Source organism: Oscillibacter sp. ER4 (genome assembly GCF_000765235.1).
GTDB classification, from domain to species: domain Bacteria; phylum Bacillota; class Clostridia; order Oscillospirales; family Oscillospiraceae; genus Hominicoprocola; species Hominicoprocola fusiformis.
In genome coordinates this window covers 1-15883 of sequence record NZ_JPJG01000063.1, presented here as the reverse complement: position 1 = coordinate 15883, position 15883 = coordinate 1, and the positions used below count along the sequence as shown (strand labels likewise).

The following is a 15883-nucleotide window of genomic DNA, read 5'->3' as shown; positions in this document are numbered from 1 at the left end:
GGATTCATGGCGAAGCCATGTACACCGCACTTACATTGCGCAGCGCGTGCAGTCATTCAAGCTACAAACTGCCAATGTCGGGGGTCGAGGGGTCCTCCCCTCGCGTTCTCTTGGGGGTCAAAGGGGGCCATTCTCTCACGTGAGAGAATGGCCCCCTTTGTCGCATCCCCTGCACGGTGCAGGGAACATTTCAATGCTTATTTCCTAAAGCTGTCTTTCAGCGTCACAGATCTGTTAAACACCAGATGATCCTTGGAGCAATCCTTGTTGTCAAGGCAGAAATACCCCAGGCGCATGAACTGGAAGCTCGGCGCGGTCTTGCCCTTCTTTTCGGTCTTGTCGTACGCCGCGGCGATGTCGCGCATGCGCGGTTCGACCTTGCAGCCACTCAGCACCTCAAGAGAATCGGGATTCATGCAGGCAAGGAAATCCTTGTCCGCGCCGTCAGGTGCGGGGTCGCTGAACAGCTCGCTGTAAACACGCACCTCGGCGTCCAGCGCGGTCGCGGCGTCGACCCAGTGGATCGTCGCGCCCTTAACCTTGCGGCCGTCGGCGGGATCGCCGCCCGGCGAGTTCGGGTCGTACTCGGCGTAGACCTCGATGACGTTGCCATTTTCGTCCTTCTTGCAGCCCGTGCAGGTGATGAGGTACGCGCCCTTGAGGCGACACTCGGGGCCGTTCGGCGTCAGGCGCTTGTACTTGGGCACAGGGACTTCCATGAAGTCGTCGGCCTCGATCCAGCACTCGCGGGAGAACGTGATCTCATGCGTGCCGGACGCAGGATCGGTCGGGTTATTTTCGACCGTGAACGTCTCGCTCTTGCCCTCGGGATAGTTCGTGATGACGAGCTTCACCGGATGCAGCACGCCCATCGTGCGCTCAGCCTTCTCGTTGAGGTCCTCGCGCAGGCAGTGCTCAAGGAAGCTGTATTCGACCACGCTCGCGCTCTTGGCAACGCCGATGCGGTCGCAGAAGTTGCGGATGGACGCAGGCGTGAAGCCGCGGCGGCGCAGGCCGCACAGCGTCGGCATACGCGGATCGTCCCAGCCGGAGACGATGCCCTCTTCGACGAGCTTTCTGAGCTTGCGCTTCGACATGACCGTGTGATCGATGCCAAGGCGGGCAAACTCGATCTGGCGCGGCTTATTGGGCACGGAAACATTGTTCACCACCCAGTCGTAGAGCGGGCGGTGCGCCTCGAATTCGAGCGAGCAGAGCGAGTGCGTGATGCCCTCGAGCGCGTCCTGAATGGGGTGCGCAAAGTCGTACATCGGGTAGATGCACCACTTGTCGCCCTGACGGTGATGGTGCATGTAGCGGATGCGGTAAATAACAGGGTCGCGCATGTTGAAGTTGCCGGAGGCTAAGTTGATCTTTGCGCGCAGCGTGCGGCTGCCCTCGGGGAACTCGCCGTTTTTCATGCGCTCAAAGAGGTCGAGGTTCTCCTCCACATCGCGGTCGCGGTACGGGGAGATGGCGGGCTTGCCGATGTCTCCGCGGTACTCTCTCGCCTGCTCGGGCGTCAGGTCGCAGACGTAGGCAAGGCCCTTTTTGATGAGCTCGACAGCGTACTCGTAGTCCTTTTCAAAATAGTCGCTGCCGTAGAAGAAACGGTCGCCCCAGTCGAAGCCCAGCCAGTGGATGTCCTCTTTGATGGCGTCGACAAATTCGACGTCCTCCTTCGTGGGGTTCGTGTCGTCCATACGCAGGTTGCAAAGGCCGCCGAAGCGCTCAGCGGTGCCAAAGTCGATGGTCAGCGCCTTGCAGTGGCCGATGTGCAGATAGCCGTTCGGCTCCGGCGGAAAACGGGTGTGGACCTGCTGGCCCTGGAAGCGCCCACCCTCCGCGATGTCTTCTTCGATGAAGGCGTCGATAAAATTTTTGCTGCCGGATTCGCCCTCAGCGGCGGCAGTCTTGACTTCCTCAGCCATATGATCCATTCCTTTCTTCGCGTCTGCTGTGAGGCAGACAGAATAATGAAATATTATATCCCGTATTGGGAGTTATTGCAAGCATAATATGCTTGCAGATTCCCTGCACCTGTGCAGGGGTGCGGATAAGGGAGGGATATCTCTTTTCCGAAAAGAGATATCCCTCCCTTAAACCCTCCCAGAGAAAATTCACATTGCAAGCGAGCAGCTCGAAGAGCTGCAATGCTTGCCGATTGCACTGCCATAGCGCGGCGAAGCCGCGTTGCAGTTGCTATACGATTTGCCTCTGCTTCTATTATCCGCTGCCGCTCTGCCCATCTTGTAGAAGTGCGCAGTAATCTCCGTCTACCGAGGCACTACTCAATACGGCGAGCGCCAGCAATGCCGCATTCGGTACGCAGTCTGCCGCCGAGGTAACGTTACTCGCGCCTCACGATAGTAAGGCGCGGTTGATATCTGTAACGACTTGCAGAAGATTCATGGCGAAGCCATGTACACCGCACCCGATTGCGCAGCGCGTGCAGTTCTTCAAGCTGCAAACCCGCAATGTCGGGGGTCGAGGGGCCCTCCCCTCGCGTTCTCTTGGGGGGCCAAGGGGGCCATTCTCTCACGTGAGAGAATGGCCCCCTTACTCCGTGCAGCGCCGGAGGCGCTGCTATCCCCCGTTTCCCCAAGGGGAAACACCTTTCACTCTTTATTGAAAGAGCCCCTGAAGCGCTTCCCTGCTCATCAGCAAATTGAGCACATCCACCAGCGCATTTGCGCTCAAATGCTCCGGCAGCTCCAGCCTTTTGCACAGCGCTTTGCGCTTTTCCACGCTGTCCGGGCCGATCAGGCCGAGGTCGTAAAGATCTGCTTTTGTGATGGAATTTCCCTTTACAGGGCTTTCTTCATCAATGGTCGCACCCGCGCGGCGGAGGGCATCGAGCAGGACCTCCGGCTTCATGCCCTCGACGCCGAGCTTGCCCTCCTTGCCGCCCTTGCGCTTGCGCTTCTCCTTGCCGTAGATGTCCGGTACGTAGGCTTGCAGCACACGACCCTCGGGGATATTGCCCTTGACGCGGTTGCGGATCACGAATCCCGCGCCGTCGGGGTCGGTGAAGAGGATGATTCCCCGCTCCTTGGCGAGCTTTCGCAAAAAGGCCTGCTTTTCCTTGTCGTTGAACACGGCGAAGCCGCCGAGCTCCACGATGACCGCGTCCACGACCTGCGAGAGCGTGTTTTTGTCGTACCGCCCCTCGACGACGATGACTTCCTTTACCTTCGGCTTTGCCATAGATTCACTTCCCCTGTGCAAGGCGCATCAGCAGCAGCTTGAGCTCACCCTCGCTGTCGATGCCCTTTTCACTCTTCATGCGTTGGTCGAGCCGCTGGCACATGAGAAGGCTCTGGCTGCACCACTCGCTCGTCGTTTTGCGCGCCGCCTCCATCAGTAAGCGCGCGGGATAGTCTGACCGCATCCCCCACAGCTCCATGAGCCAGAGCTTGTCCTTGCCGTTGTCGAGCGCGATGCGCGCGGTGTAGATGCGCCGCAGCTCCTTGCTGATAACGGCCAGAATGACAAACGGCTCCTCCTGCTTTTTGAGCAGCTGACCCAAAAGCTCCGACGCGCGGCCGTAGTCGCGCTTCGTGATGGCGTTCGTCATATCGAACACCACCGCGTCGAGCACAGGATCGGCCACGGCATTGATGTCATCGGTCGTGACATTTTTTCCCTTGGCGTAGGCGCCGATCTTCTCGATCTCCGGCACAAGGCCGGTCATCAGCGCGCCGCAGGTGAAGATCAGGTGCTCCGCCGTCTGTGCGTCGATGCCCTTGCCCAGCGCGCGGAAGCGCCGCGCGATCCAGTTGATGAGATCGCTCCGCTCCTGCGCCTCGAACTTGACGCTCTGCGCGTTTTTGTCGAGCGCCTCGTAGAGCTTTTTATACGTCTTGCTCGGCTTATACTCAATGAGATCATACACAAACACGAGGCAGCAGTACGGCGGAAAGTCATTGAGTAGCGCGATGAGCGCCGTGCGCTGCTCCTCGGGCAGCTTGAAGAGGTCACAGTCCGTCACGACGACGAGCGTGCGCTCTGCCATCATCGGCATCGCCTCGACCGCTTCGTTCAGCTCCTGCATCGTCAGCGTCTTGCCGCTCAGGCGGTGGTAGTTGAACTCCTCAAAGCCCGCGGGGACGAGCTTTTTTTTGATCTCGCCGAGGTAGTATTCGCGCAGATAGCTTTCCTCGCCGTAAAAGATGTAGACCTGACCGATATTGCCTGCGCTCAGGTCGCTTTTCAATTTCTGATAGCCCTTGTTGGGCGTTTTTCTCTCTGCCATGTAGTCCTCTCAGTCCACTGTGATCAATATATTGCCCTGCATGTCCGTGCGGTAGACCGTCATGCCCGCGTCCGTCAGGCGCAGCAGCGCCTCCTCGGTCGGATGGCCGTAGCTGTTGTCACCCACGCTGATGACGCCGACCTCCGGCGTCACCGATTCGAGCAGCGTCGTACCGGTGGAATACTTCGAGCCGTGATGTCCGACGAGCAGCACCTCGATATCCGGTAAATCGTAGGTCTCGACGAGCTTTGTCTCGGTTTTCGCGTCCATGTCGCCGGTGATGAGCGTGTCGAAATCGCCGAGCGAGCACAGGATCGTCAGGCCCAGCTCGTTCGCGCCCTTGTCGCCGAGCGGCGGATAGATGCTCATTGTCGACGCGCCGTTCGTGACCTCTATCACCTCGGTGACATAGTGGATGTTCACGCCGTAGCGCTCGGCGAGCGCCTCGACCTCATCGCGGTCGCCCTCGCCCGCGTCAATATCGGCGAGATAGATGGTCTCAACATCCACGCGCGCGAAAAGCGCGGCAAGGCCGTTGGCGTGGTCCTCGTGATAGTGCGTCAGCACCACGGAATCCAGCGTCGCGCCCGCAGAGCGCAGATAGTCCGCCGCGATCGCGCCGGCGTCGATGTAGGAATTTTTGCTGCCGCAATCCACGAGTGCCGCGTGGCCCTCGGAAATGAGCAGCACGCTCTCCCCCTGCCCCACATCGAGCGCGACGACGTTCAGCCCGCCCTGTTCATAGTGTAGGGCATTGACCTTTGCCGCGGCGAAGAGCGACAGGACGGAAAGCCCCACCGCCGCAAAATAACGGTACTTCCCGCGCTTTACCAGCGCGCAGGCGATGAAGATCGCGTACACGTACGCAAGCCATACGACGGAAAACGCGGTGTTAAAGTAAATGGCGTGGAACGGAAGCTCCTCCAAAAGTCCTGCGATGGCAAGCACCGCGCGAATGCCGAGCGCCGGCACAAAGGCACAGGCCGCGCCGAGCTGCGGCACAGCCGCCGCGATCAGTACCGAAAGTAATCCCAGCGCGAACACGACGCTCACGAGCCACAGGCAAAGCAGGTTGCTCAAAAGCGACACGATGGAGAGCGTTCCGAAATAGTAGCACGCAAGCGGCGTGGAAAACACCATCGCGCCGAGCGTCGTCGAAAACGACAGCAGCGCCGCGCGCACAAGCTTGTGCTTGCCGTGGGCACGCTTCGTGAGCTTCGGCGTCAGCCAGATAATGCCCGACACCGCGGAAAACGATAATTGTAAGCTGATGCTTGCGATGGCGAACGGATTTTTGAGCAGGATGAGCAGCAGCGCAAACGAGATGGACGTCGGCGGGTCGTTGTCGCGCCCCAGAAGCGGCGCGATCATGCCCATCGAGATCATGATGCACGCGCGCAGGATGCTCGGCGTCAGGCCTGTGACGAACGCATAGAGGAAAATGAGCGGGATCGTCACGGCGCAGCGAAGCTTTTTGCGCCTGTCGCCCATCAGCGAACCGATCAGCGACGCCAGAAAGCAGCAGTGCAGACCCGAGACGGCCATCACGTGGGAAAGGCCCACCTCGGATAAGTTGCTCGCGTCCTCCTCGTCGAGATATTTCTTGTCGCCCAGCAGCAGAGCCCGCAAAAACGCGCCCTCGCGCTCGCCGTAGCTTTGCTCGATGGTCTCGCCGAGTTTTCTTGCGATGCGCCGCGGCAGATACCGCATCGCGCCCGCGTTCGCCTCGTCATACGAAGGCTCGCCGCGCTGATAGAGCAGAATATAGACGCCCTTGGCTGTGAAATTGCGCAGATGCAGTCCCTTCCCCGTCGGGTCGGTCGCGCTGTTGAACAGCGCCTCCGCCGTCACGTGCGCGCCGGGCTCGAGGTCCATAAGATCCGCGTCACCGTAGTAGATGGCCCGCCCCGGCAGGCCGCGGTTCAAGATCTTCACCGTGACCTTCGCGCCGTGGCTCGTCTCCTCGGCATAGCCCAAAAGCTCTGCTTCCACCGTGTCCTGCGTGCCGAGCAGCGCGTCGTTCGGCGCTTTGATAAAATGCGCATAAAGCGTGTTGTACCCGAACGCAAAGCATAAGCCCAGCGCGCACAAAAACGCGCGCTTTGCCCAGTCCCCGCGCTTGTTTGCGCAGCCACAAAGTCCCATGACAAGCGCCGCCGCGGCAAACACGCCGCACAAAATGAGCGCCCACTGCGCGCTCAGTAAATACTGCGAGAGCGCAACGCCCGCCGCAAACGCCGCGCAGAAAATTGCCAACACCCTCATCGGCGCGCAGGGTCGTCCGTCAGCCCAAGCAGATAATCGGTGCTGACGCGGTAGTAGTCGGCGAGCTTGATGACCGCCCACACGGGGATCTCACGCTCGCCCTTTTCATATCGCCAATAAACGTTGCGATTCAGATTGAGATATTCGGCGATCTCAATCTGCGTCTTATCGTTGTCAACTCGAAGGTCTTCCAGCCGCTGGAAATACATGAAATCACCTCGGATTTATGCTACCATTCGGTAACATTTCCGAGAGAATCTTCACCCATACGGCTTCACATTATGCATGTAAGCATATAACAATTCTTGCCGTTTGGCAAGGAAGAAAATGCCGCCTGCGGGCGGCAGAACCACACCGCCCATTTTCTTTCCCGAGAAAGAAAACGGGCGGTGTGACCGTCCAAAAGAAAGGCGTTTGCATTGCAAGTCTCAGACTTGAACAACTCTTATGCCTGCGGAATGAAATGCCTGCCAGGCGTTCTATCTAAACGACTTGACTGACTTCTATCCTCGCTGACGCTCCCTCATCTAAACGAAAGTCTGGTGGAATCCATCATCCCAGCAAACATTCCCATAGAAGGAAATTGATAAAGGGAAACGTATTGCAGGCAGAGCGGCAGCGGATGATAGTAGCAGAGGCAAATCGTATTGCAGTGCTAAACGCGGCTTCGCCGCGCTATGGGCAGTGCAATCGGCAAGCGCCGCAGCTCTTCGAGCAGCTCGCTTGCAATGTGAATTTTCTCTGGGAGGGTGTAAGGGAGGGGTATCTCTTTTTGAAAAAGAGATACCCCTCCCTTATCCGCATCCCCTGCGCGGCGCAGGGAATGGATGCAGCGCTGCCGCGCTGCCAATTTCGTTTCCCCTACGGGAAAACAATCAGCCCGGAGGCCAAGTCATGTCGCGGCCGGCGAGAACATGAAAATGCAGATGCGGCACGCTCTGTCCCGCCTGCTCGCCGATGTTGGACACGACACGGTAGCTCTCAATGCCCTTCTCCTTGGTGAGCTTGGCAATGACCTCGAAGATGTGCGCGACGACGGCGCTGTTCTCTTCGTTCACGCCCGCGACAGATGCGATGTGCGCCTTCGGGATCACAAGAAAGTGCACCGGCGCCTGCGGCGCGATGTCGTTGAAGGCATAGCAGAGGTCGTCCTCGTAGACCTTGTTCGACGGGATGTCGCCCGCGATGATCTTGCAGAACAGACAATCAGACATGTTTTATCGCTCCTATTACAATAAATTTGGACAGGAAAGCCAGACAGCCAGTCCGGCTTTCTTTCCATCTCATGCCTAAGCTACAATAAAGGGAGCAACTGGCTGACTATTCGCTCCTTGGGCTTATATGTCCGACTGAAAGACTGTTAGCCATCCCCTTATTGCGGCGTTCGATTTGAGCAGGTTGAGCCATAGAGTTCGTGTCACCCAATAGATTGAATCGGCAATGAGTAAAAGATGGATTCCGGTTGCGATTCACAGATGGGAGGAATGCAAATGAACTCTGTTGGCATCGACATTTCCAAAGGTAGGAGCACGGTTGCCGTTATGCGTCCTTTTGGAGAGGTCGTCATCTCGCCCGTTGAAGTACGTCACACCGACAGTGAACTGAGCGAACTGGCAAGGCAGCTCAAAAGCCTAAACGGTGAGACTCGTGTGGTCATGGAGGCCACAGGAAATTACCATGCGCCGGTGGCAAAGCTGCTTCACGACGCAGGGCTGTATGTTTCCGTCATCAATGCAAAGCTGGTGCACGGCTACGGGAACAACGATTTGAGGCGGGTCAAGACAGACCGAAAGGATGCCGTAAAACTGGCAAACTACGGCCTTGACCGCTGGCTCACTTTGCCGAGATATGTTCCAGAGGAAGATACTCGGCTGTTGCTGAAGAACTGCTACCGCCAGTATCGGCAGTATTCCAAGGTGCAAACGGTTTTGAAGAACAACCTGATCTCGTTGCTGGATACGGTGTTTCCAAACGTCAACCGCCTGTTTTCAAGCCCAATCCGCGGGGACGGGAGTGAAAAGTGGGTGGATTTTGTGGCTGAATTCTGGCATTGCCGCTGCGTCAGTGAGAAATCCCAAAAGGCATTCACAAACAAATACCAACGTTGGTGCAGAAAGCACGGCTACAACTTCAGTGAAGCAAAGGCGCATACCATTCACGCCGAGACCTGCGGACACATTGACGTCATACCGAAATCTGAAACGACCAAGCTGCTCGTGGAACAGGCGGTTGTGCAGCTCAGAGCGACCTCTGCTGCCCTTACCGCTCTCAAACGCGAAATGCTCACCTTAGCCGAGCAACTGCCAGAATATCCTGTCGTCATGGGTATGTTTGGCGTGGGGCCGACGCTCGGCCCGCAGCTCATAGCCGAAATTGGCGATGTACGCCGCTTTTACTCCAAGAAAGCATTGGTGGCTTATGCCGGTCTTGATGCTCCGCCGAATGATTCTGGCGATGTAACTGGCAGGCACAAGAGCATGAGCAAAGTTGGTGCGTCGTCTCTGCGGCGAACGCTGTTCCTTGTCATGAGCGTCTATTTGCAGAGGTCTCCATTGGATGAGCCAATCTACCAGTTCATGGACAGAAAACGGGCCGAGGGTAAGCCCTACCACGTCTACATGATGGCCTCCGCCAACAAGTTTCTGCGGATCTACTACGCCACTGTAAAAGCCTATTTGGAGTCGTTGGAACACACCGCCTGATCTCGCCATAAAGGCATTGGCTGGCCGCCGTTTCAATTTGAGACGCGAAGCGGCTTGGTTTGGTGCGGCCTTTTTGCACACCGCATTACCTTGAAATTTCTACTTGACTTTTCTTAGCAGGTCTTTCTGTAAAGTAATTTTATCTTACACAAATTGATTTTTCTCGGCATCGTAGGTGTAGCCGATGCCTGCAAGCGATGTTTCGATGCTCTCGCGCGCAACGTCCAGATCATCGCACAGCGAATCGACAGAATCGTAAAAATCGCGCAGCTTCATATTCACGGCGCTCAGCAGCATCGCCGGATCTTTCGGTAACGCCGCCATCAGCCGAGCTTGCTCAGGATGAGATCATCCACCACCGCGAGCGCGTCGTCGACCTTGCTGACTTCGGTGCCGCCGCCCATGGCAGAGTCGGGCTTGCCGCCGCCCTTGCCGCCGCAGATAGGCGCGATGGCCTTGATGATGTCGCCGGCCTTGACGCCGCTTGCGACCGCATCCTTGCCGCAGACCGCCAGCAGCGTGACCTTGCCTTCGTTGACGGAGGCGAGCACGCCGACGATCTTGGGCTCCTTGTCGCGCAGGAAGTCGCCGAGCTTGCGCAGGGCATTCGCGTCCATGCCGTCGCGCTGGGCGGTGACGAGCTTGAGACTCTTGACCTCCTTGGCGGACGTGAGGAAGGTACGTGCCTCGCCGAGCGAGGCCTGCTCCTTGAACTTTTCAAGCTGGCTCTTGATCTCCTTCATCTCGCTCAGCATGCCGCCGATGCGGCTTTCGAGCTCGTTCGACGTGGTCTTCAAGAGCTGGGCCGCGCGCAGGAGCTTCTCCTGGCCGCTTCTAAGCTCTTCGAGCGTCTGTTTGCCGGTGATAGCCTCGATGCGGCGCACGCCGGAGGCAACGCTGCCCTCGCTCTTGATGCGGAAGAGGCCGACCTTGGCGGTGTTGTCAAGGTGCGTACCGCCGCAGAACTCCATAGACACATCGCCCATCTCGACCACGCGGACAACGTCGCCGTACTTTTCGCCAAACATGGCGACAGCGCCCTTCTTCTTCGCTTCCTCGATGGGCAGCACCTCGGTCACAACGGGGATGCCGCGCAGGATCGCGTCGTTGACGAAGGTATCGACCGCGAGCAGCTGCTCGGGCGTGATGGACTCAAAGTGCGTGAAGTCGAAGCGCAGACGGTCGGGCTCAACAAGAGAACCGGCCTGATGCACGTGATCGCCGAGCACCGCCTTGAGCGCGGCGTCGAGCAGATGCGTCGCGGTGTGGCCGCGGCGGATGGCCATGCGGCGTTCCACATCAATGGATGCCGTCACGGTGTCGCCGAGCTGGAAGCTGCCGTGGATGACCTTACCGGTGTGCATGAACTTGCCGCCCTTGTTCTTCTGGACGTCCGTGACCTCAAACACGGCCTCGCCGCAGCGGATGACGCCCGTATCGCCGATCTGGCCGCCCATTTCGGCATAGAACGGAGTCTTGTCGAGCACGATGATGCCCTCCACGCCGCTCATCATAGCCTCGGCCTGCTCACCCTCGACCACCAGCGCGACGACCTTCGCATCGTCGACGGAATCGTGGTCGTAGCCGACAAATTCCGTGGACGGAATGTCCTTGCCGAACTCAACGCCCGCCCAGCCGAGGTCACCGAGCGCCTTGCGCGCCTCGCGGGCGCGGGTCTTCTGCTCCTGCATCTCGTGGTCAAAGGCCTTGCGGTCGAGCGTCATGCCCTCGTCCTCGACCATTTCGATCGTCAGGTCGATGGGGAACCCATAGGTGTCGTAGAGCTTGAATGCGTCCGCGCCGGAGAAGACGGTCTCCCCCTTCTCCTTGTGGGCGTTCAGAAGCTCAGTGAAGATCTTCATGCCGCCGTCGATGGTCTTGGCAAAGTTCTCCTCCTCGGTGCGGATGACCTTGGTGATATAGGCCTGACGCTCGCGCAGCTCGGGATAATGGCCTTCGTTCTCGTGCACGACCGTATCCACGACCTCATAGAGGAACGGACGGTTGACGCCAAGCAGCTTGCCGTGGCGGGCGGCTCTTCTCAGCAGGCGGCGCAGCACGTAGCCGCGGCCCTCATTGCTGGGCAGCACGCCGTCGCAGATCATAAAGGAAGCCGAGCGGATGTGGTCGGTGATGACGCGCAGGGACACGTCTTTCTCGCAGCTCTGGCCGTAGCTCGCGCCGGTGATCTCCGTGACCTTGTTCGTGATGTTCATGACCGTGTCGACGTCGAACAGCGAATCGACATCCTGGCACACAACGGCCAAGCGCTCAAGACCCATGCCGGTGTCGATGTTCTTCTGCTTGAGCTCGGTGTAGTGGTCGTGGCCGTCGTTGTCGAACTGGGAGAAGACGATGTTCCAGACCTCCATATAGCGGTCGCAGTCGCAGCCGACGGTGCAGCCGGGCTTGCCGCAGCCGTACTTTTCGCCGCGGTCGTAGTAAATTTCAGAGCAGGGGCCGCACGGACCGGAGCCGTGCTCCCAGAAGTTGTCCTCCTTGCCGAACTTGAAAATGCGGTCCTCGGGGATGCCGATCTCCTCGTGCCAGATGCGGAACGCCTCGTCGTCGGCGGGCGTGGTCTCGTTGCCGGCGAAAACAGAGGGATACAGGCGGTTCGGGTCGAGGCCGACCCACTCGGGGCTCGTCAGGAATTCCCACGCCCAGTGGATGGCCTCGGTCTTGAAATAGTCGCCGAACGAGAAGTTGCCGAGCATTTCAAAGTACGTGCCGTGGCGCGCGGTGTGGCCGATGTTCTCGATGTCGCCGGTGCGGATGCACTTCTGGCAGGTGGTCACGCGGTGGCGCGGGGGCTCCTGCTCGCCGGTGAAGAACGGCTTCATCGGCGCCATACCGGAGTTGATGAGCAGCAGCGACGCGTCGTTCTGCGGGATCAGGGAAAAGCTGGGCAGGCGCAGATGGCCTTTTGTCTCAAAAAAGTGCAGGAACATTTCCCGCAGCTCATTGAGACCGTAATACTTGGGCTGAGACATGGTTGGTTTCTCCTTTTATTGTAAAATTTACTGTTGTTCGTTCTGTGTTTTCAGATAAGCGCTCAATTCCGCGAGCTCACGGTCGAGATTTTTATAGAACTGCGTGACGTGCCATCCGTCGCAGAGCGCGTGGTTGATGAAAAGTGACATCGGCAGCATCATGCGGCCGTTTTCCTCGCGGTATTTTCCCCAGGCGAAGCGCGGATTGCTGTCGTCTGCGCCGCCGGCGGGCTCTTTGATCTGCGTGTAGTAGAGCCACGGCACGCAGGAGACGAAGAAATTCGCCAGCACGTCGCCATCCTCGGTCAGCGTACCGCGCTCGAGCGTCTCCTTCTGCCGCCGCTTGCCCTCGGCGACAAACTTTTCGTAAGACGACAGATCGTCCTCAAGCAGGCAGTAGACGTAAACGCCCGTGCCGTCGGGCTTCATCACGGTGTACGATGGGTCACAGTGATCATACTCAACGACCTGACCGTCGGGCAGCAATCTCCGCCGCAGCTCGGGCACGGCGTTCGCCGCGCGCATCACCGCATAGAGATAGCTGAGGAAAAACGGACGGCCGTTAAGCGAAGCAAGAAGATCCGTAATATCCACCGGAACCGTGATGCCCGCCCACGGGTCGGTCATCGTGCGGAAGTATTCAAACTGGCCGCCGCGCGGGTCCTTCGTCATGTCGATGATTTTTCTTGTCATCTGCTCACTTCCCTCTCACATCCAGTCCGATAAGGTTCATCTCCGTATCGAACGCGATGCGGAACACCACGGACTTTTTGTCGTATTTCGCGCCGATGACAGCGATGGCATGCGGCTCGTCTGCGTCCGTCACGCCCGTCACCATCGAATCCTTGACCTTTTTGAAGCTTCCGCGCCCCTCGGTCGCGATATCCATCATCTCTTCAATGGCATCGGCGCTCGTCTGCTCGCGCACATCCTCGCGCAGCGCGTCGTAGACCTCTTCATATTCGCCCTTCGTCAGCTGCGACATGACGACAAGTCCCGCGCTCGAGACCTTGTCCTCGTCCATGCCGTCGGGCAACTCGTTTCCGCGGCAGCCGGCCAAAATCACCAGCAGCACCGCAGCCAATGCGAAAAGCCACACTTTTTTGCGCATATCTATCCCTTTCCAAAAAAATAAAGCCCCCGTCCCTACACATAGGGGCGAAGACTTGACACTTCACGGTACCACCCTAATTATCTTTCCGCTTGAGGGAAAGCATCTTAGCCGTCCGGTAACGGGGACGAGGCGTTCCGCTCCTCGCGGACGGCTCCAAAGCGGCTGCTTCGCACCGGTGGCCGAGGGCTTGCACCATTCCCCTCTCGCTTCAGGCTCGTCTGCAAAGCTGACTTTTTCATCGCGTTTTACTTGCGTTATTATATCTCAAATTCAGATTTTGTCAAGCATCCCTTGCCTTTGGGCAGAAAATGGCATATACTGCTTTTGTTTGAATGATGAAGGGAGAATCGCTATGAACCGTTCCCGCTCCGGCTATGTCTATATCGTCCTCTGTGCCGTCATTTTCAGCACGATGGAGGTCATGCTCAAAACCGTGCACGGCGTGTTTGCGCCCATGCAGATCACGTGTCTGCGCTTTCTCGTCGGCGGCATTCTGCTCATCCCGTTCGCCTCGCGCTCGATGAAGAAGAAAAACGCCTCGCTCTCGCGAAAGGACATCGGCTTTTTCGCGCTTTCGGGCTTTCTGTGCGTCGTCATCGCGATGTCGCTCTACCAGATGTCCGTGACCTATACGCGCGCGTCAGTCGTGGCGGTCATCTTCTCCTGCAATCCGATCTTCGTCACGGTGTTCGCCCATCTCTTCCTGCATGAGGACATTCATCGCAACCACATTATCGCGCTCATTTTGGAGCTCACGGCGGCGCTCATCATCATTGACCCCATTCATGCGACGCTCGATCCCACAGGCTCGGTGCTCGCCATTCTCTCCGCCGTGATGTTCGCACTCTACAGTGTGTTCGGCAAAAAGCGTACACCTCGCTTCGGCGGCATCGCTGTTACGTGCCTGAGCTTTCTCTTCGGCGCGGGCGAGCTCGTGTTCATTCTGCTCTTCGGCCGCACGGCGGCGGGCGCGTCGCTCTATGGCGCGGTGGGGCTGAACCTCTTTATCGACGTGCCGCTCTTTGAAAATATCCCTGCCTCGGCCATTCCGGCACTGCTGTACATCTGCTGCATCAACTCCGCGGCGGGCTTCGTCTGCCACATGATGGCGATGGAGAAAACGTCCGCGCAGGAGGCGTCACTCATTTTCTTCCTAAAGCCCATCTTGGCGCCGATCTTCGCGCTTCTTTTCCTCAAGGAGGAAATTCCGCTCAATATGATCGTCGGCATCGTCTGCTTCCTGATTGGATCGCTGTGCGCGATCCTGCCGGGGATCCTTGCTCAACGCAGGGCGTTGAAAGCGCAAAAATAAGTTTTTGCATTTTTCCCTGCGGCCGCGCAGGGGGAGCGATTAAGGGGGATATTCTCTTTCCTCGGAAAGAGAATATCCCCCTTTGCCCCCCAAGAGAAAGGGATTCTCATTGCAAGCGAGCAGCTCGAAGAGCTGCGGCGCTTGCCGAATCAGGTACCTGCCAAGTGGTGTTGCTATACGATTTGATTTGCTTCTATCATCCGCTGCCGCTCTGCCCATCTTGTAGGAGTACAGACTAATTTCCGTCTACCGGAGCACTCCTCAATGCGGCGAGCGCAGCAATGCCGCATTCGGCAGGCAGTCTGCCGCCGTTCTAACGTCACACGCGCCTCACGATAGTAAGGCGCGTGTGCAACCGGTAACGACTCGCAGGGATTCATGGCGAAGCCATGTACACCGCACCCGATTGCGCAGCGCGTGCAGTTCTTCAACTGCCTAAATCTGGCAATGTCGGGGGTCGAGGGGTTCTCCCCTCGCGTTCTCTTGGGGGTCCAAGGGGGATTTTCTCTCACGTGAGAGAATATCCCCCTTTCCCCGTGCAGCGCCATCGGCGTTGCTTCCCTGCGGCACAAGTGCCGCAAAACGCTTTGCACCTGTGCGAAAAAGCAAATTTTTTTAAAAACTGAAACTTTTTCAATCTTTTTACGTCTAAAAAGATAATCCCCACCACCTTTTGGCGGTGCAGAGAGGAGAAGAGACCATGAAGAAGAAAAAGCGGATCGTGAGGATCATCCTATGGCTTGCAGCGCTCGCGGTGCTGTTCATATGGAGCTCGCCTGAGCAGAAGGTGGACCGCTTCGTGGCGAAAAATGCGGAAACTTTGGAAGCAGCGCTCTATGAGGACTTGTCTGGAGACTATTCGCAAGGTGCGGGCGTTCAGTATACCTGCTGGGGGCAGTACGGTGAGCATCCCATCGGCGAATTCAGTTTCGGCTCGTCGCTTCTGCACGGACGCCAGTATTACGGCTGCTACTATTCGCCCTACGATGAGCCGCGCGGCTTTCAGAGCGTGGAGGTCACGCTCGTGCCGGACGGCGAAAATTGCTGGACGTGGCGCGCCGAGGGCGACAACCGCGGTATGACGAAGAAAATTCAGGACAGATGGTACTATTTTGAGACGTGGTTATAAAAAGAAAAAGGCACTCTCTAAAAATGAAGTGACCCCAAAAAGTTAGACAATATTCTGAAGTAAAAATTGTTCAAGCAGCTGAAAGGGCTTGCTGTCTGTGAATTGCAGGCGGC

At 57.9% G+C, this 15883-nt stretch carries 13 protein-coding genes; 3 read left to right on the top strand and 10 right to left on the bottom strand.

Annotation, left to right across the window (positions count from 1 at the left end):
* Positions 1-197 precede the first annotated feature (197 nt).
* The 6 genes from NI20_RS0110470 to NI20_RS0110445 all read right to left on the bottom strand — a co-directional run bounded on the left by NI20_RS0110470 (position 198) and on the right by NI20_RS0110445 (position 7734).
* Complete coding sequence (locus tag NI20_RS0110470) at positions 198-1931, bottom strand: glutamine--tRNA ligase/YqeY domain fusion protein (protein WP_033121352.1); 1734 nt, start codon at positions 1929-1931, stop codon at positions 198-200.
* Between the two features lie 694 nt (positions 1932-2625).
* Positions 2626-3207, bottom strand: coding sequence for a toprim domain-containing protein (locus NI20_RS0110465; protein ID WP_033121351.1), 582 nt, complete (start codon positions 3205-3207; stop codon positions 2626-2628).
* A gap of 4 nt (positions 3208-3211) precedes the next feature.
* On the bottom strand, positions 3212-4255 hold the full coding sequence (holA, locus tag NI20_RS0110460; RefSeq protein WP_033121350.1) for a DNA polymerase III subunit delta: 1044 nt from the start codon (positions 4253-4255) through the stop codon (positions 3212-3214).
* A 9-nt stretch (positions 4256-4264) separates the two neighbouring features.
* Positions 4265-6511, bottom strand: coding sequence for a DNA internalization-related competence protein ComEC/Rec2 (locus NI20_RS0110455; RefSeq protein ID WP_197055384.1), 2247 nt, complete (start codon positions 6509-6511; stop codon positions 4265-4267).
* Positions 6512-6516: 5 nt separating this feature from the next.
* A complete protein-coding gene (locus NI20_RS0110450; RefSeq protein ID WP_033121348.1) occupies positions 6517-6729 on the bottom strand; it encodes a helix-turn-helix domain-containing protein in 213 nt (70 codons plus the stop codon).
* A 666-nt stretch (positions 6730-7395) separates the two neighbouring features.
* Positions 7396-7734 carry a histidine triad nucleotide-binding protein gene (locus NI20_RS0110445; protein ID WP_033121347.1) on the bottom strand — a complete coding sequence of 113 codons (339 nt, stop codon included), beginning with the start codon at positions 7732-7734 and terminating at the stop codon, positions 7396-7398.
* 276 nt (positions 7735-8010) lie between these two features.
* Here NI20_RS0110445 and NI20_RS0110440 point away from each other — a divergent pair, with 276 nt between their 5' ends.
* Positions 8011-9222, top strand: coding sequence for an IS110 family transposase (locus NI20_RS0110440; RefSeq protein ID WP_033121346.1), 1212 nt, complete (start codon positions 8011-8013; stop codon positions 9220-9222).
* A 144-nt stretch (positions 9223-9366) separates the two neighbouring features.
* Here the strand turns inward: NI20_RS0110440 and NI20_RS0110435 are convergent, their stop codons facing one another.
* From NI20_RS0110435 to NI20_RS0110420, 4 genes are read right to left on the bottom strand one after another with little or no spacing between them, the layout of a single operon-like run.
* Positions 9367-9546 (bottom strand): DUF4250 domain-containing protein, encoded by a 180-nt coding sequence (locus NI20_RS0110435; RefSeq protein WP_033121345.1) that lies wholly within the window; start codon positions 9544-9546, stop codon positions 9367-9369.
* Complete coding sequence (gene alaS / locus NI20_RS0110430) at positions 9546-12215, bottom strand: alanine--tRNA ligase (protein ID WP_033121344.1); 2670 nt, start codon at positions 12213-12215, stop codon at positions 9546-9548. The genes NI20_RS0110435 and alaS overlap by 1 nt, the downstream gene beginning before the upstream one ends.
* 27 nt (positions 12216-12242) lie before the next feature.
* Entirely contained in the window at positions 12243-12908 is a 666-nt protein-coding gene (locus NI20_RS0110425) for a CatA-like O-acetyltransferase (RefSeq protein ID WP_052084596.1), read from the bottom strand.
* Between the two features lie 4 nt (positions 12909-12912).
* Positions 12913-13326: a DUF3887 domain-containing protein gene (locus tag NI20_RS0110420; protein ID WP_033121343.1), complete on the bottom strand. Its 414-nt coding sequence runs from the start codon at positions 13324-13326 to the stop codon at positions 12913-12915.
* Positions 13327-13681: 355 nt separating this feature from the next.
* Between NI20_RS0110420 and NI20_RS15165 the strand changes: the two genes are divergently transcribed.
* Complete coding sequence (locus tag NI20_RS15165) at positions 13682-14641, top strand: DMT family transporter (RefSeq protein ID WP_033121342.1); 960 nt, start codon at positions 13682-13684, stop codon at positions 14639-14641.
* Positions 14642-15341: 700 nt separating this feature from the next.
* The gene (locus NI20_RS0110410) at positions 15342-15770 is read left to right on the top strand and encodes a hypothetical protein (RefSeq protein WP_033121341.1); all 429 of its coding nucleotides are present in this window, start codon (positions 15342-15344) and stop codon (positions 15768-15770) included.
* The last annotated feature ends 113 nt before the right edge of the window (positions 15771-15883 follow it).